This window comes from Pradoshia eiseniae (genome assembly GCF_002946355.1).
Lineage (GTDB): Bacteria > Bacillota > Bacilli > Bacillales > Pradoshiaceae > Pradoshia > Pradoshia eiseniae.
Genome location: NZ_PKOZ01000002.1, coordinates 157645 through 182187, shown reverse-complemented (window position 1 = coordinate 182187; position 24543 = coordinate 157645). Strand labels below are relative to the sequence as shown.

Below are 24543 nucleotides of genomic sequence, written 5' to 3'. Positions count from 1 at the left end.
AGCCTCCTCTCTATTCTTTTATTACAGCAAATACCATCCGGTCCTTGCCATTAATGTCAAAGACAATGTCTGTTTCCGCTCCAGGAATGGAGGACTTAATCAGGGCTGCCACGCTCTCAGCCTGTCCTGCCCCAACCTCAAAGCCAACTAATGCCGGGAGACCCAGCACCTTAGACATATTGGCCGCAAGCTCACGATAGCAATCCAGTCCGTCCTCACCAGCAAAAAGGGCCATCGATGGTTCATGATCGGTTACGACCTCAGACATCCATTCTCGGTCACTCTCCGGGATATAAGGAGGGTTTGAGAGGAGGATATCCACCTTCTGCCCTGCATCGATCAGCGGGTCGAGAAGATTTCCCTGCATGAATCGAATCTCTGCCCCGTGAGCTGCCGCATTCCTTTTGGCGACTTCAAGCGCTCTATCTGATAAATCCACAGCAAGTACAGAAAGCCCAGGAAGCTCACAAGCCATCGTGACGGCGATGATGCCGCTTCCAGTCCCAATATCGGCAAGCGTCAGTGTCTGTTCTGCAGAGAATAGGTCCTTCTGTTTTTCAATCGCATGGTAGATGAGTTCTTCAGTTTCCGGGCGAGGGATAAGACAGTCACCGTTTACCGCAAAGGTTCGGCCATAAAACTCCTCAGAGCCGATGATATGCTGGATAGGCACGGCGTCTACACCATGCTTTCGCACAGACTCCTGGAATTGTTCAAGCACTTCAGCCGGCAGCTCCTCCTGCATAGCGGCAAGCAACTGGGCTCTTGTGTTCCCAAGCTGTGCCATTAAAAGCCATTCGCCGGCGTTTTCATCCCTTCCTTTTTCCCGTAAAAAAGAAGAAGCCCATTTCAGAGCTTCATATATCTTCATCATTCCTGCTCCGCATTCTCAAGGCGGCTTGCTTGGTCAGCCATGATAAGTGCATCAATGACTTCATCAAGCTTGCCTTCCATGATTTGGTCGAGCTTTTGAATTGTGAGACCAATGCGGTGGTCTGTTACACGGTTTTGCGGGAAATTATATGTGCGAATCCGCTCAGAGCGATCCCCTGTACCAACCGCGCTTTTACGTGTTTTATCGTATTCGGCCTGTGCCTCTTGCTGGAATTTATCATAAATACGGGCACGAAGAACCTTCATTGCTTTTTCTTTATTCTTGATTTGGGACTTCTCATCCTGGCAGGATACAACGATCCCTGTAGGCATATGGGTCAGACGCACTGCTGACATCGTCGTATTAACGCTTTGTCCGCCAGGACCGCTGGATGCGAACGTATCCACACGGATATCCTTATCATGAACCTCTACTTCTACCTCTTCCGCTTCCGGCAGGCAGGCCACTGTTGCCGTGGATGTATGAATCCGTCCGCCCGACTCGGTCTCAGGAACACGCTGCACGCGGTGTGCCCCATTTTCGAATTTCATCTTCGAGTAGGCGCCATTACCATTGATCATGAAAATAATCTCTTTATAACCGCCTAAGCCCGTCGGGTTGGAGTCCATGACTTCAATCTTCCAGCCCTGTGCCTCTGCATAGCGGCTGTACATACGATAAAGACTGCCCGCAAACAGTGCTGCTTCATCCCCGCCGGCTGCGCCGCGGATTTCCATGATAACGTTCTTATCATCATTCGGGTCCTTCGGAATGAGAAGAATGCGAAGCTTTTCCTCAAGCTCGGTCATTTGGCCGCTAAGCTCGTCCACTTCCTCCTTCACCATCTCGCGCATATCCGCGTCAAGCTTCTCTTCAAGCATCGCCTTCGCGTCTTGAAGCTGAGAGCGTACTTCTTTGTATTCTCTATAAGCAAATACCGTATCCTGGATATCGGATTGCTCCTTGGAATATTCACGGAGCTTAGTCGTGTTATTGACGATATCCGGATCACTCAATAATTCATTTAATCTTTCATATCGGTCTTCAACCGCTTGTAATCGATCGATCAATCTATTCACCTCATCAACAGGTTTTATCTGCATCGGCGCATTAATCCGCCGTCTCAATTCAATTATCTATTGTAACACACAAGGCAGCAAATAAGAAAATTCACTTCCAGCACCCACTAAAAAAACACCCTCTTCATGAAGGTGTTTCCTAAGGGGTTATTCAAGTATGCCGCCATCAAGCGGAGCTGACACAATCTCTCTCTTGCCAGGCACTTCATGGTGGTGTCGGCACCTAGGCTCATAGGATTCCGATGCGCCAACCAAGATGACTGGATCCTCATATCCCGCCGGCTTCTCATCAATTAGACGCTGCGTACGGCTGGCTGGTGATCCGCATACTGAGCAGACAGCCTGGAGCTTGGTCACTTGTTCCGCATGACACATCAATTGAGGCATCGGACCAAACGGCTCCCCTCTGAAATCTTGGTCAAGACCGGCCAAAATGACACGATATCCGCTATCAGCCAAGTGCTGGGCGACCTCAACAATCTCTTCATCAAAGAATTGCACCTCATCAATGGCAATCAAATCTGTATCCATATCAATATGCTCAAAGATTTTAGATGAATGTGTAATGGACTTCGCTATAACAGATGATCCATTGTGGGAAACGACCGCCTCCTCACTGTAACGATTATCAATAGCGGGTTTGAATACTGCGATGGATTGCTTGGCAAATACCGCTCTCCTCACTCTTCGAATCAATTCTTCAGATTTGCCGGAAAACATGCTGCCACAAATTAATTCCATCCAGCCCGTTTGTTTCATTTCGTACATGCGATGGTGTCTCCCTTCGTTCATTCATACTTGATCATAAGAATTATGCTTACCACTAGTGCTTATTATATCATGATTAAAAATCCATAAGAATGTATAATTGCATATCTTGCTTAATTTCTCTCGGCGCAAAATAACTTTTCTTTATAACAAAAATTGGCCGAATAAAAAACAGGCAAGCGGCTTACCCGCTGCCTGTTCCTAGTAAAATCATTATTATTATTGTTGTTGAGATTTGAAACCGTACTTCTTGTTGAAACGTTCAACACGTCCATCAGCAGAAGCGAATTTTTGACGTCCAGTGTAGAATGGGTGGCACTCAGAGCAAACCTCTACGCGCACTTCCTCTTTAACGGAGCCAGTTTCAAATTCATTACCACAAGCACATTTAACCATGGCTTTTTTGTAATTAGGGTGAATTCCTGCTTTCATCTTTTCCACTCCTTCCGCCCTGAGTCTTTCGAAACAGAGTTATAAGGTGTACATCCACTTATGTGAAGCACACTTAAAATAGTATAACAGACATACATTTATAAATCAACAAATCGAATCTTTTTCTTTAGAGGATTCTCTTTGTATTCGTTGACTTCTTCATTTCATCATCAAGATAGTCAAAAAACTCTTGGTTGGTCTTAGTCTGCTTCAATTTACGCAGCAAGCGCTCGGCAAAATCTGGCATATCGGACATCGTTTTGCGAATTGCCCAAAGCTTCTCCAAATGATCCTTCGGAATGATGAGCTCTTCTTTCCGTGTGCCGGAGCGGCGAATGTCGATGGCCGGGAAGATCCTTCTCTCCGCAAGGGAACGATCAAGGTGCAGCTCCATATTGCCTGTTCCTTTGAATTCCTCATAAATGACGTCATCCATACGTGAACCTGTATCCACAAGTGCCGTTGCAAGGATGGTCAAGCTGCCGCCTTCTTCAATATTACGGGCTGCCCCGAAGAATCGCTTCGGACGGTGGAAGGCTGCCGGGTCAATCCCGCCGGAAAGTGTCCTTCCGCTTGGCGGAATAACCAGGTTATAGGCTCTTGCCAATCGCGTGATACTATCCATGAGGATAATAACGTCACGCTTATGCTCAACGAGGCGCATCGCTCTCTCCAGTACAAGCTCAGCAACTTTGATATGGTTTTCTGGCACCTCATCAAAGGTAGAGCTGACGACATCACCTTGTACAGAACGCTCAATATCGGTTACCTCTTCCGGACGTTCATCAATCAAAAGCACGATTAATTCTGCCTCCGGATGATTCGTCGTAATCGCATTAGCGATCTCCTTTAAGAGCATCGTTTTACCAGCTTTAGGAGGAGCGACAATCAATCCCCTCTGGCCGAAGCCGACAGGAGCGATGATGTCCATCACACGAGTGGACATATTACGCGGGGTTGTTTCAAGAATGACCTGACGATCCGGGTATAGCGGCGTAAGCGCAGGGAAATGGACACGCTCCTTCGCAGATTCCGGATTATCGCCATTAACCGCTTCCACATGAAGCAATCCGTAATATCGTTCATTCTCCTTAGGCGGGCGTACCTTTCCGGATACCTTGTCCCCATTTCGCAGATCGAAACGACGAATTTGGGATGCGGAAATATAGATATCCTCACTGCTTGGTGAATAATTGATTGGACGAAGGAAGCCGAATCCTTCAGAAGGAATGATTTCAAGAACGCCCTCCATAAATAAATAGCCGTCCCGCTCCGCTTGCGCCTTCAGAATGGCAAAAATAAGCTCCTTTTTCGTTAGCTTGCTGTAATAGGATACTTTATATTTCTTCGCTTGTTCATATAGTTCTTTCAGTTTTAAATTTTCTAAATCAGAAATAGTTAATTCCATTATGACACCACACTTTAAATTAATAAGTTATATTTTTTTGGTTGAACTAGTGAATGATTAATGATACTTGGATAGGAATTCAAGAAGAAAAGAATCAGAAGATAATAGAAGCAGTTGTGGTAATGGGTATACCGTTAAGAGTTAACGACCTTCATACGAATCAAACATATTTTATTGTACTCGGTTTTCATGCATACTTCAACTTTTAGAGTTCACTTATGAAATCAACACAACTACCGCAATATTCATAATATAACACAATTTTTTAAAAATTATAACAAATCCTCCAGCTTATTTATCTGGAGGATTTGTTTCAATGCACCAAATTACGATTTAATGACCAGATTTGGTTTTTTCTTCAAGCTGTGTTTTCCTTCGATGAAACGCACTGTTCCTGACTTTGCTCTCATAACGACTGAATGTGTGAGACCATAATTATTGCTTTTAAATTGAACACCTTTGAGCAGCTCTCCGTCTGTCACGCCAGTAGCGGCGAAAATAGCATCTTCTCCGCGAACAAGGTCCTCCATGAGGAGAATCTTATTGACGTCAATGCCCATATTCAAGCAGCGTTCTTGTTCTGCTTCGCTCTGCGGGATGAGCTTGCCTTGAATTTCTCCTCCGAGACATTTAAGGGCAACAGCGGCAAGCACACCCTCCGGAGCTCCCCCGGAACCAAATAGAATGTCCACACCCGTGTCATCAAAGGCTGTGTTGATGGCTCCGGCTACATCTCCATCATTGATGAGCTTAATACGGGCACCCGCTTCTCTCAGCTGATAAATGATTTCTTCATGGCGTTTGCGGTTCAGCACGGTTGCCACGATGTCTTCTATGTCTTTATTCTTAGCCTTGGCAACCGCTTTCAGATTATCAATGATTGGTGCATTAATGTCAATGCTTCCGACTGCTTCGGGACCGACAGCAATCTTGTCCATATACATATCAGGGGCATGCAGCAAATTGCCGTGATCTGCAACCGCAAGTACGGCCAGGGCATTCCAGCCTCCTGAGGCGACGATATTTGTTCCTTCGAGCGGGTCAACGGCCACGTCTACACGCTGTCCATATCCCGTTCCTAATTTCTCGCCAATATAGAGCATTGGGGCTTCATCCATCTCACCTTCCCCAATCACAACCGTGCCCTTCATAGGAACTGTATCAAAAACGTCCCGCATGGCGCTTGTTGCGGCATCATCCGCCTCATCCTTCTTACCGCGCCCCATCCATCTTGCAGAGGCCAATGCTGCTGCCTCGGTTACCCTAACCAACTCCATTGATAAACTTCTTTCCATCCTGCAACCCCCGCTTCTTTTTGGCTTATGAATTCTCCAGCTGCTCAATCTCTCTTTCGGTTAACTCTTCTCTCCAAATCGTTGCTCCAAGACCAGACAGCTTGTCCACGATAAAACTATAGCCACGGTCAATATGTTCTACACCTGTTATCTCTGTCACGCCTTCTGCCAAAAGCCCTGCTGCGATTAAGGCGGCCCCTGCGCGCAGGTCACTCGCTTTAACTCTGGCACCCGTCAATTGAACCGGTCCATTCACGATAGCTGAACGTCCCTCTACCTTAATGCTTGCATTCATTCTCCGCAATTCATCAATATGCTTAAAACGAGCTCCATAAATCGTGTCCGTTACAATTGCCGAGCCTTCTGCCTTTGTCAAAAGAGTAGTGAACGGCTGCTGGAGGTCAGTCGGAAAACCTGGATAAACCAGTGTCTTTATATCAACTGCCTTTAATTTATCTGTTTTCGGGATGTAGATCTGATCATCCCTTTCTTCAACGACGACGCCCATCTCCCTCAATTTAGCAATCAGGGACTCAAGGTGCTGAGGAATGACATTGTCAATAAGGATTCCTTCCCCAGCCGCAGCCGCAATAATCATGTAGGTGCCTGCCTCGATTCGGTCTGGAATGATGGTATGACGGCAGCCGTGCAGTTCCTCTACCCCCTCGATGCGAATCACATCGGTTCCAGCCCCCTTGATACGAGCGCCCATATTGGTTAAAAGGGTTGCCACATCGATAATTTCCGGCTCTTTAGCGGCATTCTCAATAATGGTCTTTCCCTTTGCCAATACGGCTGCAAGCATAATATTGATGGTCGCCCCTACACTGACGACATCCAGATAAATACGTGCACCGCGAAGTTCATCAGCACGCAGGTAAATAGCGCCCTGCTCATTCGTCACCTGTGCACCCAATGCTTCAAATCCTTTAATATGCTGGTCAATTGGGCGCGGCCCAAGGTAGCAGCCACCTGGGAGCCCAATGACGGCTTTCTTGAATTTGCCGAGCATCGCACCCATCAAATAATAGGAAGCACGCAGCTGCTTCACTCGTCCGTTTGGCAATGGCATTGGGACCATCTGAGAAGGATCGACGGTCATTTCATTATTCTCAAGCGTCACCTTCCCGCCAATCTCCTCAAGCAATCCTTTAAGCATTTCTACATCAGAGATCTCAGGCAATCCTTCAATCGTAACAGAGGAGCCGGCCAAGATAGTCGCCGGAATTAAAGCTACCGCGCTATTCTTGGCACCGCTTATACGAACTTCCCCTTTTAACGGGTAACCACCTGCTATTTTCAGCTTTTCCATAATTACTCCCTTCAGCGCCACATGATGTTCTCACAACCCATCTGTGATCGGCGAGAATAAGGTATCCCTTTATTCATAACTTCCAGACAAAAAACTTTCCATCTTACTATTTTACACATATTCCCATGAATAATGTACTACTTTTGGAAATTATTAGGACCCGATGCTTTCCCAATCCTTCAAGAAGGCTTCAATTCCCTTGTCAGTTAACGGATGCTTGCATAATTGCAGGATGACCTTATACGGAATAGTCGCAATATGCGCACCGCGCAATGCTGCTTGTGTCACGTGCTGCGGATGACGAATGCTCGCTGCGATGATTTCAGAATCAATATCATGGATAGCGAAGATTTCTGCAATTTCAGCAATTAAGTCCAACCCATTTTGGCCAATATCATCAAGTCTTCCGATAAACGGAGATACATAGGTTGCCCCTGCTCTTGCCGCTAAGAGAGCCTGATTAGCATTAAAGATGAGGGTTACATTTGTTTTGATGCCTTCATCAGTCAACGCGCGTACTGCTTTCAGCCCATCCGGCGTCATTGGAATCTTTACGGTAATATTCGGCGCAATTTTCGCAAGCTCTTTTCCTTCACGGATCATTTCTTCCGCTTCAAGAGAGATAACCTCTGCACTGACAGAGCCAGGTACGAGCGCAGTAATCTCACGGAGGCGATCATGGAAGGATACACCTTTTTCTTTCGCCACTAATGATGGGTTTGTTGTTACGCCAGAAAGTACGCCCAACGCATGTGCTTCTTTGATTTCATCTAAATTAGCTGTATCGATAAAAAATTTCATCTTTTATTCCTCCTGTAATCTGTGTTTTATTCTTCCTATATTGTGGCACTCTTGCCCCCATAAGAGCAAATAATTCTATTAAATCTTACCCAATTTTATACTACATTAAAAAAGAGATGTCTTCATCCCTAAAGTAGAAGACATCTCATTCAAATAAGAGATAATTAAGCTTTTCCGTTTGAACCGAACTCACGGATTTTCCCAATAACCGTTTCTTTAATCGCTTCGCGTCCCGGTCCGATAAATTTCCGTGGATCATAGACTTCTTTGTCAGCGTCAAGCACTTCGCGAACACGCTTCGCAAAAGCGATTTGGTTCTCAGTATTAACGTTGATTTTAGATGTCCCTAAAGAGATAGATTTTTGGATGTCCGCTACAGGAATGCCAGTACCTCCGTGTAATACTAATGGCATATTCGTAAGGTTTTTGATTTCCTCCATTTCGGCAAATCCAAGGTTTGGCTCACCCTTGTATGGTCCGTGTACAGAACCAAGCGCTGGAGCTAGGCAATCGATGCCTGTTTTCTCAACAAGCTCTTTACATTCTTGCGGATCAGCATAGATTACACCGTCAGCAACAACGTCATCTTCTTGTCCGCCGACTGTTCCAAGCTCTGCCTCAACAGAAACTCCATTAGCGTGAGCATATTCAACAACTTTCTTTGTTGTTTCAATGTTTTCCTCAAATGGATGATGAGAAGCATCAATCATAACAGATGTGAAACCTGCATCAATCGCCGCTTTACATTTATCGTAAGAAGAACCATGATCAAGGTGAATCGCAACAGGAACCGTAATGTTCATGTCTTCTAAAAGACCTTTAACCATCATAACAACGGTTTTGAAACCGCCCATATGGCGAGCAGCACCTTCAGATACACCAAGGATAACTGGTGATTTTTCTTCTTCTGCAGCTGCTAGAATAGCTTGAGTCCACTCTAGGTTGTTGATGTTAAACTGTCCAACTGCATATTTACCTTCCAATGCTTTGTTGAGCATTTCTGTCATTGAAACTAAAGGCATGTTTTTTCCTCCTTGTTTAATAATAAGAGCACTTAAAGAAGTCACCCTTATCATTTTCCCAAATGGGTCAATATGTATTCCTTATCTGAAAAAGGACATCAGAAAAGAAGTCATATATAGCATACCAAAATTGTGAATAAAGTATCAATATTCATGATTTATTTCCTTTTAACTATCGAAATTTGCCACCAAAAGGTGTTTCTTGACAGCCTTTCGGATATCATCAATATCAAATGGCTTAGCAAAATGGGTCAAAGCTCCCAGACTAAGTGCCTCTTCAATCATATCAAGCTCTCCATAAGCCGTCATAATTAAAACGCGAATATCCTTATCCGCTTGCTTCATTCTCTTCAAAATCTCAATGCCATCCATACCCGGTATCTTCATATCAAGCAGAACAAGATCAGGATCCTCTTGTTTCTGGAGAACGAGTGCCTGCTCCCCGTTTGCAGCCATAAAAGTTTGATAGCCTTCCTGCTGTAATACTTCGTTTAACAGTATCCTGATTCCGAACTGATCATCCACGATTAGAATCTTTTTATCGTTCATACTCTCCCAGCTCCTTCTACACCGTTAACCTATAAAACATCTATCATTTATATCTTCTCTTCCGAAGTCGAAAATACCTTCCGTAACCATAAATTGGATAATAAAAATAATACCTTTTCCCTAATCTATCATGAAAGCTTTGACAAGTTCATGAGATTCGCATACTGTATCTACTAGATATAGGAACTTTCCCTTTAAATTTTTTGACAGGAGCTGAGAGATATTGTTAAAAGTATTCCTGACACAATTAACAGGTGTATATAAAAAAATTGAGCAAGAAGAACAAGAAAGCATCGAGGACGCTGCGCGCCTTTTAGCCCAGGCCTTAACGGCAAAAGGGCAAGTCTACATCCACGGTTTTAAGGAGATGGAAGGAATCGTCTCCCAGGCAATCAATGGCCCTGAACCATTGAAGGGTCTGAAAAAACTATACAGCGGACAATACATGGTTCAAGCCCAGCAACGCGACCGCGCCATTATCTTCGCCCGCTCCGCAACTGAAAAAGAAGCCGTCGCCCTCGCAGAATCCCTGCGCGGCCAGCACGTCCCCTTTGTCGCTGTCTCTCAAGGCATCAAGCCAGAGGAAGAAGGCAAGCCAAACTTAGCTGAAATCGCTGATGTGCATGTCGATATCAAGGCGGCACGAGGACTTGTGCCAAACGAAGACGGGACAAGAAGCGGAATTCCTACACTCGCCGCTGCGCTTTTTGCCTATCAGGGCATCATCATGGCCGTGGATGAAATATTGCGGGAATATGAGGAAGAATAAAACGAGAAATATGTAAGATAGGATAGACACGAATGCCCTTTTGGCAGATATTCGTGTCTATTTTTATTTATGAAAATTCCTAACGACGGGTTCCCCCTTACTTCAATATGAGGAGTCGATTAGCTTCCTCCATGTACTCTTCCATAACATGGTGTTGAATGAGCATCTGATGATGATGATCGTTACTTTGGTCAGACAGATTTAGGCCGACACCCCCTAAAGAAAGGAAAAGGCAATCTTGATGGACAACAGGGTCAATACTTAGGTTTCCTAAGCCGAATAAGCAAACTCGACTAATGAGTAGATGAAGGAATAGACTTCGAATCCGAACCATATGGTTCTCAGGAAGAGTTGATTTAACATAATCATTTTTAATTATTCATTCGCGGTCTAAGGGGGATGTTTTGTTAACATGCCATCATTATCTTCAAATATCATTGAACCCATATATCGAGGAGAAGGGGAATACTGTTTTTGATAAGGTAATTTCCATGACATGCAGTGACCTATTTTCGGCAGAATGGGCGAGACTCCTGCGGGAAAAGCAAGCAAATCGAGACCCCACAGCGCGGAGCGCGAGGAGGCTTGATGCTTGCCCGCGGAAAGCGAGCCCATTCTGCCGAAAATAGCTTAATATTGAAATTAAGTGCAATGATAGAAAACTATAGACCAAACCCTTATCGGATTTGGTCTACAGTCTGAGGAGAACACCTAAATTGTGTTCTCCTTTTTATTATATCTTATCTCTCTTCCAAAGACGCTTTTACGAAGTCGCGGAAAAGCGGCTGCGGGCGTGTTGGTCTTGAGATGAATTCCGGGTGGAACTGGGATGCGACAAACCATGGGTGATCTTTGAGCTCAATGATCTCAACCAGGCGGCCATCTGGGCTTGTGCCGGAGAAGACGAAGCCTTGTTTTTCCATGTCTTCGCGGTAGTGGTTATTGAATTCATAGCGATGGCGATGACGTTCATATACCACTTCTTCTTTGTATGCTTCAGCTGTTTTCGTGCCTGGTACCACTTTACATGGGTACAGTCCTAGGCGAAGCGTTCCGCCAAGGTCCTCGACATCCTTTTGCTCAGGAAGCAAGTCGATGATTGGGTTTGTCGTAGCTGGATTGATCTCTGATGAGTTCGCATCCTCGAGTCCAAGAACATTGCGCGCAAATTCAATAGATGCAAGCTGCATGCCTAGGCAGATGCCAAGGAATGGTTTCTTATGTGTTCTTGCATATTCGATTGCAGCGATTTTCCCTTCGATCCCGCGGTCACCGAAACCGCCAGGAACAAGGACACCGGCTACATCGCCAAGAAGCTCTTCTACGTTTTCTTTTGTTACTTCTTCAGCATTGATCCATTTAATCTTAATGTCTGCGTCAAATGCGTATCCAGCGTGCTTAAGAGACTCGACAACAGAGATGTAAGCATCCTGCAATTCAACATATTTACCGACAAGGCCGATTGTCACTGTTTTGGATAGATGCGTTACTTTCTCAACAAGCTCTTTCCATTCTGTCATTTCTGCATCTGGCGTTTGCAATTTCAAATGGTTGCAGACGATTTGGTCCATCTTTTGGTCTTGGAGCATCAATGGCACTTTGTATAGAGTGTCTGCATCAGGGCATTCAATTACAGCATTTTTGTCGATATCACAGAATAATGCTAGCTTGTCCTTCATATCTTGAGAAATTGGCATTTCTGTACGAACGACGATGATATTTGGCTGGATGCCAAGGCTGCGCAGCTCTTTTACGCTATGCTGGGTTGGTTTTGTTTTCATTTCGCCGGCCGCTTTAAGATACGGAATTAATGTACAGTGTATGTACAATACATTGTCAGAGCCGATATCGCTCTTGATTTGGCGAATTGCCTCAAGGAATGGCAAGGATTCAATATCCCCTACTGTTCCGCCGATTTCTGTGATAACCACGTCAGCGTTTGTATCATGGCCTGCCTTCAGGATTCGTTCTTTAATTTCATTGGTGATATGCGGAATGACTTGGACTGTCCCGCCAAGATAATCACCGCGGCGTTCCTTTTTCAATACATGGGAGTAGATTTTTCCTGTCGTCACATTAGAGAGCTTGGAAAGATTGATGTCAATAAAGCGCTCATAGTGGCCAAGGTCAAGATCTGTTTCCGCACCATCATCTGTAACGAATACTTCACCATGCTGATAAGGACTCATTGTACCTGGGTCAACGTTGATATATGGATCGAATTTTTGGATTGTCACCTTTAACCCTCTATTTTTTAGCAAACGACCTAGAGAAGCAGCTGTGATTCCTTTTCCTAGTGAGGAAACAACGCCTCCAGTAACAAAAATATACTTTGTCATAAAAAAACCTCCTACCATTCTACATATTAAATTTGCACGGATAACTATCTATTTCAATCTTACTTTTCGTTAAAATCAACCGACGTATCCATAAAAAAATAAAAACGCCCCCTTGCGAACAAGGGAGCGTTAATTGCTATAATTAGTATCCTTTACTAATAAAGGAGCCCAAATAATATTCTACAAAGATTGACACTTGAAGTCAAGGATTGATGTTTAGCGAATATCTTCCTCGTCCTCAAAGTCCTCTTCTTCTTCTTCTTCTTCTTCATCATCTTCGATAACAAATTTATCTTTGATAATTTCTTCTTCGTCTTCAATCAAGTCATCATCATCGTCATCGACATCTTCATCGAAGTCGTCATCAATTAGATCTTCGTCGTCATCATCATCATCATAATCATCGATATCATCGAAATCTAAGTCTTCATCATCTTCATCGATTGCATCGAAGTCAACTAAATCGTCATCATCAACGACTTTCTTGCCTTTTTTCTTCTTCACTTTGGAAGCAGGAACGGTTTCTTCTTCGACTTGTTCAACAGGATACCAGCCTTTTAATCCCCAGCGGTTATCCCCGATGCTGATGAAACGGCCATCAACGTTCAGGTCTGTGTAGAACTGTCCGATTTTTTCCGCCACTTCCTCGTTTGATAAACCAAGTAATTTTTGGATCTCATCCATCATCACTTTAAAGTCTATGGCTTCTTTCTTTTCTATAAGTAATAAGTTTGCAATTTCAATGAAGGCCATTTCACGAATATCTTCGACAGACATCTTGGCTAAAGTCATTGTTCGCACATCCTTTCTATCAAATCAACATCAAAATACCCATTTATGCATATCCCATTATAACCAAACGGCTTATCATAATGCCACTTTATTTTACTTCTTGTCTCTAATTCCTTGCTTCCACTGTTTATAAGCCATGAAAGTTAGAAAGATAGAAATGAGAAAGTAGCCGACTGCTCCAAGGGAATGATCGTAAAGAACCCGAAACAGCCAAAAGAACGCAAGAAGGATGACCAGGCTGCCGAAAGCACGCTGCATATCCATTACTATACCTCCTGTTCTTCATTATGGCCCGCTTTTATATAACTTATAAGGAAGATGACAGTTTTATCCTATCATACAAATAGAAAGGACAGACCATAATAAATTGAATATTTTTAGTATGTACAAAAATGCGCGGAGGAGAACCCTCCGCGCCGAGGGGATTACATGTTTCTGCGATATTGTCCCCCAACCTCATATAAAGCATGTGTAATCTGTCCAAGACTTGCTACACGAACCGTCTCCATCAATTGTTCAAAGATATTCTCACCTCGTATCGCCGCTTCCTTCAAGCGTTCAAGTGCAGCACCCGCCTCCTGCTGATGCTTCTCCTTAAATGCTTCCAGATTTCTAAGCTGCAGGTCCTTCTCTTCCTTCGTAGCACGGGCAAGCTGCATATTGTTGACCTCATCCTCACTCGGCGGATTCGGGTTCAAATACGTATTCACCCCGATGATTGGAAGCTCGCCATTATGCTTTTTCGTCTCATAATGCATCGATTCATCCTGTATCTTGCCTCGCTGGTATTGCATCTCCATGGCACCAAGCACACCGCCGCGGTCATTGATGCGTTCGAACTCCTGTAAAACGGCTTCTTCCACAAGGTCTGTCAGCTCATCGATGATATAAGAGCCTTGAAGGGAATTCTCATTCTTCATCAGTCCGAATTCCTTCGTGATAATCATTTGAATTGCCATGGCCCGGCGCACAGATTCCTCCGTTGGCGTCGTGATCGCTTCATCATATGCATTTGTATGCAAGGAATTGCAATTGTCCTGCAGGGCGATGAGCGCCTGCAAGGTTGTTCGAATATCATTGAAATCAATTTCCTGTGCGTGTAAGGAGCGGCCGGATGTTTGAATATGATACTTCAGTTTCTGACTCCGCTCATTTGCGCCATATTTCTCCTTCATGACGATAGCCCAGATCCTGCGCGCCACGCGGCCCAATACGGTGTATTCTGGGTCAAGGCCATTGGAGAAAAAGAATGATAGATTGGGAGCAAAGTCATCAATCTTCATGCCGCGGCTCAAATAATACTCTACATACGTAAAGCCATTGGAGAGCGTGAAGGCAAGCTGAGATATTGGATTCGCCCCTGCTTCAGCGATATGGTAGCCTGAGATGGAGACAGAGTAATAATTCTTCACTTGATTGCTGACGAAGTATTCCTGGATGTCACCCATCATTTTCAAGGCAAATTCTGTTGAGAAGATACACGTATTTTGCCCTTGATCCTCTTTTAAAATATCAGCCTGAACGGTCCCTCGAACAACTTGAAGCGTTTCACTCCTAACGTTCTGCGCTTCTTCCTCTGTAAGCTTACGCCCAAGCTCTTGTTCCTTTTTCTCAAGCTGCTGATCAATTGCCGTGTTCATGAACATCGCAAGAATTATAGGAGCCGGTCCGTTAATTGTCATCGAAACGGAGGTACTTGGCGCACATAGGTCAAAGCCGGCGTAAAGCTTCTTCATATCATCAAGCGTACAAACGCTCACACCGCTCTCCCCAACCTTGCCGTAAATATCAGGACGGATATGCGGGTCCTCGCCATATAAGGTGACCGAATCAAAGGCCGTGCTCAGCCGTTTAGCCTCATCATCCTTTGAAAGATAATGGAAGCGGCGGTTCGTCCTTTCTGGAGATCCTTCTCCGGCGAATTGACGTTTCGGATCCTCCTCCTTCCGCTTGAAAGGGAAGACCCCAGCCGTAAACGGGAATTTTCCCGGAACATTCTCGCTTCGGACCCAGCGGACAATCTCCCCGTAATCCTTGAATTTCGGCAGGGCCACCTTTGGTATGGCCAGGCCACTTAAAGAAATGGTCTTCAGCTCGGTCCGGATTTCCCGGTCGCGTACCCTTGTCACTAGCTCATCCCCGCTGTATGATTTCCTTTGCGCTTCCCATCCTTCGATAATCTCGACTGTGTCCGGATGGAGTGATTGCTTCGTCTTTTCCTTTAGCTGCTGCAGCGTTTCAATGGTATCTCCGCTCTCAGCGAGGGCTTCAATCGTCCCCTCAATCTGGAAAAGTCTGCGGGCTGACTCCTCTTCACGTGCGGTGCGCTCATGATAGGACCGAACGGCATCAGCAAGTTCGCGCAAATAGTATTGACGGTCCGGCGGGATAATCGTATGCTGCTTCTCGGTCTTCGCATCCTTGCTGTAGCGCGTCTTGTAGTCGGTTCCGGTATACTTTGCCATCGCCTCAATCAAGGCGGCAAATAACGCATTTGTCCCTTCGTCATTGAATTGGCTGGCAATCGTGCCATACACCGGCAGCTCTGCTAAGTCACGATCAAAGAGATTGCGGCTGCGCTGATATTGCTTTTGCACCTGGCGCAGGGCATCCTGAGACCCTTTCCGTTCAAATTTATTAATAACGATGAAATCTGCGTAATCAATCATATCAATCTTCTCAAGCTGGGTTGGGGCTCCAAATTCACTTGTCATCACATACATCGAAATATCGCAAACATCCGTGATTGCTGCATCCCCTTGGCCAATTCCGCTTGTTTCGACGATGACTGCATCATAGCCAGCGGCCTTCACAACAGCAATCGCATCCTTGATGGAGGAGGATAGCTCTGAGCGCGAGTCCCTTGTCGCCAGGCTTCTCATATAGACGTTCGGATGAAAGATAGCATTCATGCGGATTCTGTCCCCAAGCAGGGCTCCGCCTGTTTTCTGCTTCGTCGGGTCAATGGATAAAATGGCCAGACGGTGATCCGGAAGCTCCCGAATAAAGCGGCAGATCAGCTCATCCGTCAGCGAGCTCTTTCCTGCTCCGCCGGTGCCAGTAATCCCAATAACAGGAATGGTGCCCGCAGCACTTGCTAGACCCTCTAATGCTGGCTCAGTCGTCGCCGCCTCTTCTGAACGGAACAGCTTGTTTTCTGCCATGGTAATCGCGCGGGCGACAGCGAGCGGCTGGTCAGGATTAAGTGTTTCCGCTGAAATGCTCTCTAGTGCCGGCAGCGGGAAATCACATTCCTTGATTAATAGCTCCATCATGCCGTCCAGGCCAAGTTCGCGCCCGTCCTCTGGCGAAAAGATGCGGGCGATTCCGTAATCATGCAGCTCCTTGATCTCCCGCGGGATGATGACTCCTCCCCCGCCGCCATAAATACGAATATGAGAGGCTCCTCTTTCCTTTAATAAATCATACATGTATTTGAAATATTCCACATGGCCGCCTTGATAGGAGGAAACGGCAATCCCCTGTACATCCTCTTCAATAGCCGCACTCACAACCTCTTCCACCGAGCGATTATGCCCTAGGTGAATGACCTCCGCTCCCTTTGCCTGAAGAATTCTCCTCATGATATTCACGCTGACATCATGCCCGTCAAAAAGGCTTGATGCCGTGACAAAGCGGATATGATTCTTCGGTTTGTACTCGCTGTTCATATTGTTCCCCCTCTACTGACTGTATTGGTTCCTTCCGTGATCCCCTTTAGCAGAAAATCCGTTTGTGAGTCGATATAATCCTCTATCGAGAACTTCTTGCCAATGGCCCAGCGCCTAAATGCCCACATCTGCCCATGGACGATAATATTATGGGCTAGCAAATACGTCTGTTCTGCCTCAAGCTCGATTTCCTCGTGCTCGAGACAAGCGACAATTAACTTCTCAAACATGCGCGCCATCTCAATCTCTTTATTTAGCACATATGGCAGTGCTGTCTTATTCAAGGACTTAGCTTCCTGATACATGACAAGTACCTCATCCTGCATTTCATCACAGATGCGAAAATAAAAGGAGATGCCAAGACGCAATCCTTCAAGTGTGCCTTCACTTAATTCAAGGGCCTTTTGCAGCCGCTCCTTCACCTCATCATAAATATTGTCGCAAACGAGATAGAGGATATCGTCCTTTGACCGGATATATTCATATAATGTGCCGATGCTAAATCCTGCTGCTCTCGCAATCTCCCTTGTTGTGGTCCGGTGGTATCCTTTCTCGATAAATAAGGAAACGGCTCCCTTAATCATCTCGTCGCGCCTTTTCTTCACAAGCCTCTCATCCTTGACAGATGCCTGCACCTCTATTTTCTTCAAGATCCCCCACCCGCCTTTTTAAAAGGGTTTCCTCCCAGAGGCAGCCGGGAGGAATGATATAACTCTCTCTTATTTCGTCAGCATCCGTGAAATGACAAGACGCTGAATTTCCTGTGTTCCTTCATAGATTTGGGTAATTTTCGCATCGCGCATGAACCGCTCAACCGGGTAATCCTTCGTGTATCCGTAGCCGCCGAAGATTTGAACCGCATCTGTTGTTACTCTCATTGCCGCATCACCTGCAAAAAGCTTAGACATGGCAGACTCCTTGCCATACGGCAACCCTTGAGATTCCAGCCACGCAGCTTGATAGGTTAGAAGGCGGGCCGCCTCAACGCTTGTTGCCATGTCAGCGAGCTTAAAGCCAACCCCTTGCTGAGCGGAGATTGGTTTTCCGAATTGGACACGCTCCTTCGCATATTCAGTCGCGGCATCAAGGGCGCCTTGCGCAATCCCGACTGCCTGCGCGGCAATGCCGTTACGGCCACCATCAAGCGTCATCATCGCAATCTTAAAGCCGTCTCCCTCTTCGCCAAGAAGGTTCTCCTTCTGCACGCGGCACTCCTCAAAGATGATCTCCGTTGTAGGAGAGGAACGGATGCCTAGTTTCTTTTCCTTCTTGCCTACACTGAACCCTTCGAAATCCTTTTCAATGATAAAAGCACTTGTTCCCTTTTGCTTTTTCTCCGGATCCGTGAGCGCGAAGACGACATACGTATCTGCAACACCGCCATTTGTGATGAAGATCTTTGAGCCGTTCAGGATATAATCATCCCCATCACGGCGAGCCGTCGTCCTCATCGCACCGGAGTCAGAGCCGGAACCAGGCTCAGTCAATCCATAAGCGCCGATCTTCTCGCCTGTTGCTAGCGGGCGAAGGTAACGCTGCTTTTGCTCCTCTGTGCCGAATTTAAAGATTGGCCAGCTCGCAAGTGATGTATGGGCAGATAAGGTTACGCCCGTTGATGCACATACACGCGAAAGCTCCTCAACAGCAATGCAGTAAGCGACATAATCACTGCCTATTCCGCCGTACTCCTCCGGCCACGGAATGCCTGTCAGGCCAAGCTCTGCCATTTTATCGAACAGACCTTTATCAAAGCGTTCTTCCTCATCACGCTCTGCTGCAGTCGGCGCTACTTCATTCTTCGCAAAATCACGCACCATCTTGCGGATCATCTCATGCTCTTCTGATAAACGAAAATTCATCTTCCATCCCCCAAATCTATCAATTTACTAATTGTTTAGCGATGACAATTCGCTGAATTTCACTCGTGCCTTCATAAATCTCGGTCACTTTTGCATCGCGGAAATAACGTTCGACCGGATACTCCTCCGTATAGCCATACCCGCCAAAAACCTGTATTGCCTCAGTCGTCACATCCATTGCTGTCTTTGATGCCATTAATTTCGCCATCGAGGACTCCTTCGTGCAGGTTAATCCTGCCTCTTTCAAGGAGGCCGCATGATAGACGAGCAGCTTGGACGCCTCAATCGCGGTCGCCATATCAGCCAATTTAAAGCCGATGCCTTGCTGGGCGCTGATTGGTTTGCCAAATTGCCTTCTGTCTTTTGCATAACGAACAGCCTCGCGGAAAGCTCCTTCAGCTATTCCAAGCGCCTGGGCAGCAATGCCGATTCGTCCTGTATTGAGATTGCTGAGCGCAATCGCCAAGCCCTGTCCTTCTTCTCCGAGCCGGTTTTTCGCCGGCACCAACATATCCTCGAAGGTAATTTGGACGGTACGTGAGCCGTGCAGGCCCATCTTGCGTTCATCCTTGCCAATGATCAAACCAGGCGTGCCCTTCTCAACGATGAAGGCAGAGATGCCCTTGCTTCCCTTCTCCGGGGCTGTTTGGGCGAAGACGATGTATGTATCCGCCTCCCCGCCATTCGTAATGAAGATTTTGGACCCGTTCAGGACATATTCATCCCCTTGCATTACGGCCCTTGATTTGAGCGAAGCGGCATCTGAGCCAGCGCTCGGTTCAGTCAGACAGAATGCCCCTATATATTCCCCGCTTGCAAGCTTTGGAATATAGGTCCTTTTTTGTTCCTCTGTTCCGTAAAAAAGAATCGGGTTTGTGCCGACAGATGTATGAACGCTAAGAATAACGCCGACTGTCGGACTGATTTTTGATATTTCATGGATGGCGATGATGTAAGAGGTGAAATCCATGCCGGCACCGCCATATTCAGCTGGTATCGGAATGCCCATTAGGCCAAGCTCTCCCATGCTCTGCAATATAACTCTCGGGAAAACTCCTTTCTCCATTTCCGGCACGAACGGTGCTATGTTCTTTTCAGCGAATTCTCGCACCATCTTCCTCATCATCTGCTGTTCATCTGTAAAACGTAAGTCCATTCAAGCTGCCCCCTCGTGCTTCTGACGCGTATCAGCTGTATTCATAAAACCCTCTTCCAGTCTTTTTCCCAAGCCAGCCAGCCTTTACATATTTGCGCAGGAGCGGACATGGCCGGTATTTATCCTCACCGAGCCCTTCCTGCAAGGTTTCCATGATATAAAGACATGTATCTAATCCGATGAAATCAGCAAGCTGGAGCGGACCCATTGGATGGTTCATGCCTAGCTTCATCACCTCATCAATCGCTTCCTTTGAAGCAACTCCCTCGTAAAGCGTGAAGATGGCTTCATTAATCATCGGCATGAGTACACGGTTTGAGATAAATCCCGGGAAATCATTGACCTCTACCGGCACCTTGCCAAGTTCTTTGGCCATCGTTTCAATAGCGGCATATACCTCATCCTTTGTTGCGAGCCCGCGGATAATCTCAACAAGCTTCATAACAGGAACCGGATTCATGAAATGCATGCCAATGACCTGCTCAGGCCTGCTTGTTGCTGCGGCAATTTCCGTAATCGGCAATGATGAGGTATTGGTCGCTAAAATGGCATGGGAAGGAGCAATCTGATCGAGTTCAGCAAATAGCTGCTTTTTGACCTCCATATTTTCCACCGCTGCTTCTATGACCACATCTACCTCTTTCGCATTTTGCAAATCGGCAGATGGCTTTATTCTTTCAAGCAGCCCTGCCTTTTCTTCAACAGAAAGCCGGCCTTTATCAACGAGGCGCTGCACATTTTTTTCAATGCCAGCCAGTCCCCTCTCCACAAACTCCTTCTTCAAATCATGCAAATATACATCATATCCAGCAGCCGCACATACTTGAGCAATTCCAGAGCCCATTTGCCCGGCCCCTATGACCATGACTTGTTTAATCACCATTTTCAAAGTCCCCCTTTTGGCACTTCAATCATGATGGCATCGCCCTGTCCGCCGCCGCTGCAAATGGAGGCTATTCCAATACCGCCGCCCCGGCGCTTCAATTCATACATGAGGGTGAGGATGATTCTCGCACCGCTTGCCCCAATTGGATGGCCGAGCGCAACCGCGCCTCCATTTACATTGACCTTCTCCGGGTCTAGTCCGGCAATCTTTCCGCTTGCTAGCGTGACGGCTGCAAATGCTTCATTTACCTCGAATAAATCAATCTCTTCAAGAGATTTTCCTGTCTTCTCTAAAAGCGCATTAATCACAAGTCCAGGTGTTTTCGGGAAATCCTTTGCCTCAACCGCGACCTCCGCATGGCCAAGAATGATTGCGCCAATCTTCTTGCCCTCCTGCCCGGCACGTTCCTCGCTCATGAGCACGAGTGCACCAGCTCCGTCATTAATGCCGGGTGCATTGCCTGCCGTAATCGTACCGTCAGCCCCAAAGGCCGGTTTCAGGGAAGCCAATCTTTCTGGTGTTGTGTCCTTCCTTGGTGCCTCGTCAACTGCGACGATGCGCTCACCCTTTCGCTCCTTAACTGTGACCGGAACTATTTCTTCTTCTAATCTCCCAGACTCCATTGCAGCAATTGCCCTTTGATGGCTTTGATAGGCCCATGCATCCTGGTCCTCTCTCGTAAGCTCAAGATCGGCTGCTGTGCTATTGCCGTAATTGCCCATATGCACGCCTGTGAAGCTGCATGTCAATCCATCATGGACCATCATATCAACGACACGCCCATCACCCATTCGCGCTCCCCAGCGCTCCTTCGGCAGGATATATGGCGCATTACTCATCGATTCCATGCCGCCGGCAACGATGACTTCCTCATCACCAACGCGGATTATCTGGTCAGCCAATGTGACACTTCTTAGACCTGATGCACATACCTTGTTGATTGTTTCTGTCTTTACCTCCCAAGGCAAACCAGCCTCGCGCGCTGCCTGGCGAGAGACGATTTGGCCTTGCCCCCCTTGAAGCACGCATCCCATGATGACCTCATCAATTTCCTCTGCCTTAATGCCTGAACGCGTAATGGCTTCCTTAATAGCTATACCGCCAAGCTGTGATGCTGTTAAGCCGCTGAGCGTTCCTCCAAATTTGCCAAAGGGCGTTCTTGCTCCATCTAAGATAACTGTTTTCCCCATCTTTTCCCCTCCGATTATTGAATTTCTCCCATCCATGACTGAACGCTCGTTCAATTTGTAAGCGCTTTAATTTACTTCATCTTTTATTTTACATAAAAAGGAAAGAAACAGAAAACCATACACTCTAATTTTTTCCATAAATATAGGTGCAGGATCTCTGTTTCTTTCCTCACTTCTTCTATAGACCCCTATGATTACCGATCAGGATGCTAATTCCTTTCCATCCCCAAACACGGACTTCTCTAGAAGCTCTGCTACATCATAGGTTTTAACGTCCTCTTCTACTTCCTTCGCCTTCGTTCCATCACTGAGCATCGTCAAGCAATACGGACAGCCGGAGCTGATTACGGTTGGATTGACAGCCAGCGCTTGCTCTGTTCTGGCTACGTTGATGCGATGGCCGGTTTCCTCCTCCATCCACATCAATCCGCCTCCCGCTCCGCAGCACATTCCGTTCTCACGGTTCCGTCCTTCAATCTCGACGAAGGAAGCCCCCGGAATCGCCTTCAGGATGTCACGAGGCGCATCATATACGTCATTGTAACGGCCGAGGTAACAGGAGTCATGGAAGGTGATTTTCTCGTTAACCGCATGGGCCGGCTTCAATCTTCCTTCCCTGACAAGCTCTGCAAGCACCTGTGTATGGTGGTACACTTCTGCTTCCAATCCAAAGTCAGGGTACTCATTTTTGAAAATATTAAAGGCATGCGGATCAATTGTAACAATCTTTTTGATGTCATTCTTCGCAAATTCCTCAATATTCTTTGTCGCAAGCTCCTGGAACAAGAATTCATTGCCAAGGCGGCGCGGTGTATCCCCTGAGTTCTTTTCCTTATTGCCCAGGATGGCGAATTTAACGCCAGCCTCATTCAGCAAGCGGGCAAATGAGAGGGCAATCTTTTGGGAACGGTTGTCATAAGAGCCCATGGCACCGACCCAGAATAAGTATTCGAATTCTTCCCCCGCTTTGGACATTTCCTTCACGGTTGGAACATGCACATCCTCACGTGCTTCACGCCAGTTCTCCCGTTCTTTCCGGTTTAGCCCCCACGGATTCCCTTGACGCTCAATGTTTTGCATCGCACGCTGGGCATCTGCAGGAACTTTTCCTTCTGTGAGCACCAAGTAGCGGCGCATATCAAGGATCTTGCCGACATGCTGGTTCATGACCGGACATTGATCTTCACAATTCCGGCAGGTCGTACAAGCCCAAAGCTCTTCTTCCGTGATAACTTCGCCGACAAGCGCGGGATTGTACATATCAATCGCTGCCGCTGATTCAGAGGCACCTTGTCCCTTAGCTGCCATTGCGATTTGGTTGCCCTTCGTGTTCCCAAAGACAAAGGACGGCACCCAAGGCTCTTTTCGCGTGACGGCCGCACCTGTGAAGGTCAGATGGTCACGCATTTTCAATAGCAAGTCCATCGGGGAAAGCATCTTCCCTGTGACAGACGCCGGGCACATATTAGTACAGCGGCCGCACTCTACACAAGCATAGAGATCAAGCAGCTGGAGATCTGTGAAATCTTCAATCTTTCCAGCACCGAATGTTTCCTGTGTCTCATCCTCAAAGTCAATCGGCTTTAATTTCGGCGGTGTAAGCCTATGGAAATACACATTGGCCGGTCCCGCGATTAAATGTGCATGCTTTGATTGCGGTATATAAACCAAGAAGGTCAAAATGAACAGCAGGTGAATCCACCATGCTGCATAGAACACCACAGCAGCGGCTGTCTCACTCATCCAGCCCAGCAAAAAGGCGATCGATGAAGCGATTGGTTCAGACCAGTGCAGCTCTCCTCCGTGCAGCCAAATTAAGGAGGCGCCATTAGCGACCAAGGTCGCAAGCATGAGTCCGCCGATAAAAATGAGCACAAGTCCTGATTTGAACCCCCGTTTTAATCGGACGAGCTTCTCAATATAGCGGCGGTAAAACGCCCAAATGACGGCTACCATAACCATTAGCACAACAATTTCCTGGAAGAACGTGAAAATCGGGTAAAGCGGGCCAAGCGGCAGGTGAGAACCTGGCTTGATTCCTTTCCAGATTAGGTCGATGGCTCCAAATTGGACCAATATAAATCCATAAAAGAAGAGCACATGCATCGTACCGCTTTTCTTGTCCTTCATCAGCTTCTTCTGTCCAAACACATACACCCATATCTTCTCGAGCCGTTTCTTAACATCATTATCAAACTCTTCTTTCTTGCCGAGCTTGATAAACTCGATTCGAGATTTAACCAGGTACGCAAATAGATAGATTGCGTAAGCGGTTACAAGTATGGCTGCAATTAAATTGATCCAAAGCAGACCATTCATCTCCATCCCTCTTTCGCCCCTT

At 46.5% G+C, this 24543-nt stretch carries 21 protein-coding genes; 1 reads left to right on the top strand and 20 read right to left on the bottom strand.

The features are described 5' to 3' along the window. Positions 1 to 10: 10 nt before the first annotated feature. The 10 genes from prmC to CYL18_RS05690 form a co-directional block, all read right to left on the bottom strand. Positions 11 to 874, bottom strand: a complete 864-nt coding sequence (prmC, locus tag CYL18_RS05735; RefSeq protein ID WP_330847571.1) for a peptide chain release factor N(5)-glutamine methyltransferase — start codon at positions 872 to 874, stop codon at positions 11 to 13. Then, positions 871 to 1944, bottom strand: a complete 1074-nt coding sequence (prfA, locus tag CYL18_RS05730) for a peptide chain release factor 1 (protein ID WP_104848528.1) — start codon at positions 1942 to 1944, stop codon at positions 871 to 873. The genes prmC and prfA overlap by 4 nt, the downstream gene beginning before the upstream one ends. 156 nt (positions 1945 to 2100) lie before the next feature. Further along, complete coding sequence (locus tag CYL18_RS05725) at positions 2101 to 2721, bottom strand: thymidine kinase (protein ID WP_104848527.1); 621 nt, start codon at positions 2719 to 2721, stop codon at positions 2101 to 2103. 219 nt (positions 2722 to 2940) lie between these two features. Next, positions 2941 to 3153 (bottom strand): 50S ribosomal protein L31, encoded by a 213-nt coding sequence (rpmE, locus tag CYL18_RS05720; protein WP_104848526.1) that lies wholly within the window; start codon positions 3151 to 3153, stop codon positions 2941 to 2943. A gap of 127 nt (positions 3154 to 3280) precedes the next feature. Continuing rightward, the gene (rho, locus tag CYL18_RS05715; protein WP_104848525.1) at positions 3281 to 4561 is read right to left on the bottom strand and encodes a transcription termination factor Rho; all 1281 of its coding nucleotides are present in this window, start codon (positions 4559 to 4561) and stop codon (positions 3281 to 3283) included. 326 nt (positions 4562 to 4887) lie between these two features. Then, positions 4888 to 5856 carry a class II fructose-bisphosphatase gene (glpX, locus tag CYL18_RS05710; protein ID WP_104848524.1) on the bottom strand — a complete coding sequence of 323 codons (969 nt, stop codon included), beginning with the start codon at positions 5854 to 5856 and terminating at the stop codon, positions 4888 to 4890. Between the two features lie 25 nt (positions 5857 to 5881). After that, positions 5882 to 7168 carry a UDP-N-acetylglucosamine 1-carboxyvinyltransferase gene (locus CYL18_RS05705; RefSeq protein WP_104848523.1) on the bottom strand — a complete coding sequence of 429 codons (1287 nt, stop codon included), beginning with the start codon at positions 7166 to 7168 and terminating at the stop codon, positions 5882 to 5884. A 153-nt stretch (positions 7169 to 7321) separates the two neighbouring features. Beyond that, positions 7322 to 7969, bottom strand: coding sequence for a fructose-6-phosphate aldolase (gene fsa, locus CYL18_RS05700; RefSeq protein ID WP_104848522.1), 648 nt, complete (start codon positions 7967 to 7969; stop codon positions 7322 to 7324). 164 nt (positions 7970 to 8133) lie between these two features. Continuing rightward, positions 8134 to 8991, bottom strand: a complete 858-nt coding sequence (locus CYL18_RS05695) for a class II fructose-bisphosphate aldolase (protein ID WP_104848521.1) — start codon at positions 8989 to 8991, stop codon at positions 8134 to 8136. Between the two features lie 168 nt (positions 8992 to 9159). After that, positions 9160 to 9540 carry a response regulator gene (locus CYL18_RS05690; RefSeq protein ID WP_104848520.1) on the bottom strand — a complete coding sequence of 127 codons (381 nt, stop codon included), beginning with the start codon at positions 9538 to 9540 and terminating at the stop codon, positions 9160 to 9162. Between the two features lie 223 nt (positions 9541 to 9763). Between CYL18_RS05690 and CYL18_RS05685 the strand changes: the two genes are divergently transcribed. Continuing rightward, positions 9764 to 10309, top strand: a complete 546-nt coding sequence (locus CYL18_RS05685) for a DUF2529 family protein (RefSeq protein WP_104848519.1) — start codon at positions 9764 to 9766, stop codon at positions 10307 to 10309. Positions 10310 to 11049: 740 nt separating this feature from the next. On the opposite strand, the gene CYL18_RS05675 is transcribed toward CYL18_RS05685, so the two are convergent. From CYL18_RS05675 to CYL18_RS05635, 10 genes are all read right to left on the bottom strand, one after another. After that, positions 11050 to 12648 (bottom strand): CTP synthase, encoded by a 1599-nt coding sequence (locus CYL18_RS05675; protein ID WP_104848517.1) that lies wholly within the window; start codon positions 12646 to 12648, stop codon positions 11050 to 11052. Between the two features lie 216 nt (positions 12649 to 12864). Next, positions 12865 to 13440 (bottom strand): DNA-directed RNA polymerase subunit delta, encoded by a 576-nt coding sequence (gene rpoE / locus CYL18_RS05670; RefSeq protein WP_104848516.1) that lies wholly within the window; start codon positions 13438 to 13440, stop codon positions 12865 to 12867. A gap of 93 nt (positions 13441 to 13533) precedes the next feature. Continuing rightward, entirely contained in the window at positions 13534 to 13704 is a 171-nt protein-coding gene (locus tag CYL18_RS19220) for a hypothetical protein (protein WP_161497082.1), read from the bottom strand. Between the two features lie 161 nt (positions 13705 to 13865). Then, on the bottom strand, positions 13866 to 17111 hold the full coding sequence (gene icmF / locus CYL18_RS05665) for a fused isobutyryl-CoA mutase/GTPase IcmF (RefSeq protein ID WP_104848515.1): 3246 nt from the start codon (positions 17109 to 17111) through the stop codon (positions 13866 to 13868). Further along, positions 17108 to 17761 (bottom strand): TetR/AcrR family transcriptional regulator, encoded by a 654-nt coding sequence (locus tag CYL18_RS05660; protein ID WP_104848514.1) that lies wholly within the window; start codon positions 17759 to 17761, stop codon positions 17108 to 17110. The genes icmF and CYL18_RS05660 overlap by 4 nt, the downstream gene beginning before the upstream one ends. A 69-nt stretch (positions 17762 to 17830) precedes the next feature. Beyond that, positions 17831 to 18970, bottom strand: a complete 1140-nt coding sequence (locus tag CYL18_RS05655) for an acyl-CoA dehydrogenase (RefSeq protein ID WP_104848513.1) — start codon at positions 18968 to 18970, stop codon at positions 17831 to 17833. Between the two features lie 19 nt (positions 18971 to 18989). Further along, complete coding sequence (locus CYL18_RS05650; RefSeq protein WP_104848512.1) at positions 18990 to 20126, bottom strand: acyl-CoA dehydrogenase; 1137 nt, start codon at positions 20124 to 20126, stop codon at positions 18990 to 18992. Positions 20127 to 20157: 31 nt separating this feature from the next. Further along, positions 20158 to 21009: a 3-hydroxybutyryl-CoA dehydrogenase gene (locus CYL18_RS05645; RefSeq protein WP_104848511.1), complete on the bottom strand. Its 852-nt coding sequence runs from the start codon at positions 21007 to 21009 to the stop codon at positions 20158 to 20160. Between the two features lie 2 nt (positions 21010 to 21011). Then, positions 21012 to 22202 carry an acetyl-CoA C-acetyltransferase gene (locus tag CYL18_RS05640; RefSeq protein ID WP_104848510.1) on the bottom strand — a complete coding sequence of 397 codons (1191 nt, stop codon included), beginning with the start codon at positions 22200 to 22202 and terminating at the stop codon, positions 21012 to 21014. Positions 22203 to 22403: 201 nt separating this feature from the next. Further along, positions 22404 to 24521: a heterodisulfide reductase-related iron-sulfur binding cluster gene (locus CYL18_RS05635; protein ID WP_104848509.1), complete on the bottom strand. Its 2118-nt coding sequence runs from the start codon at positions 24519 to 24521 to the stop codon at positions 22404 to 22406. Between the last annotated feature and the right edge of the window lie 22 nt (positions 24522 to 24543).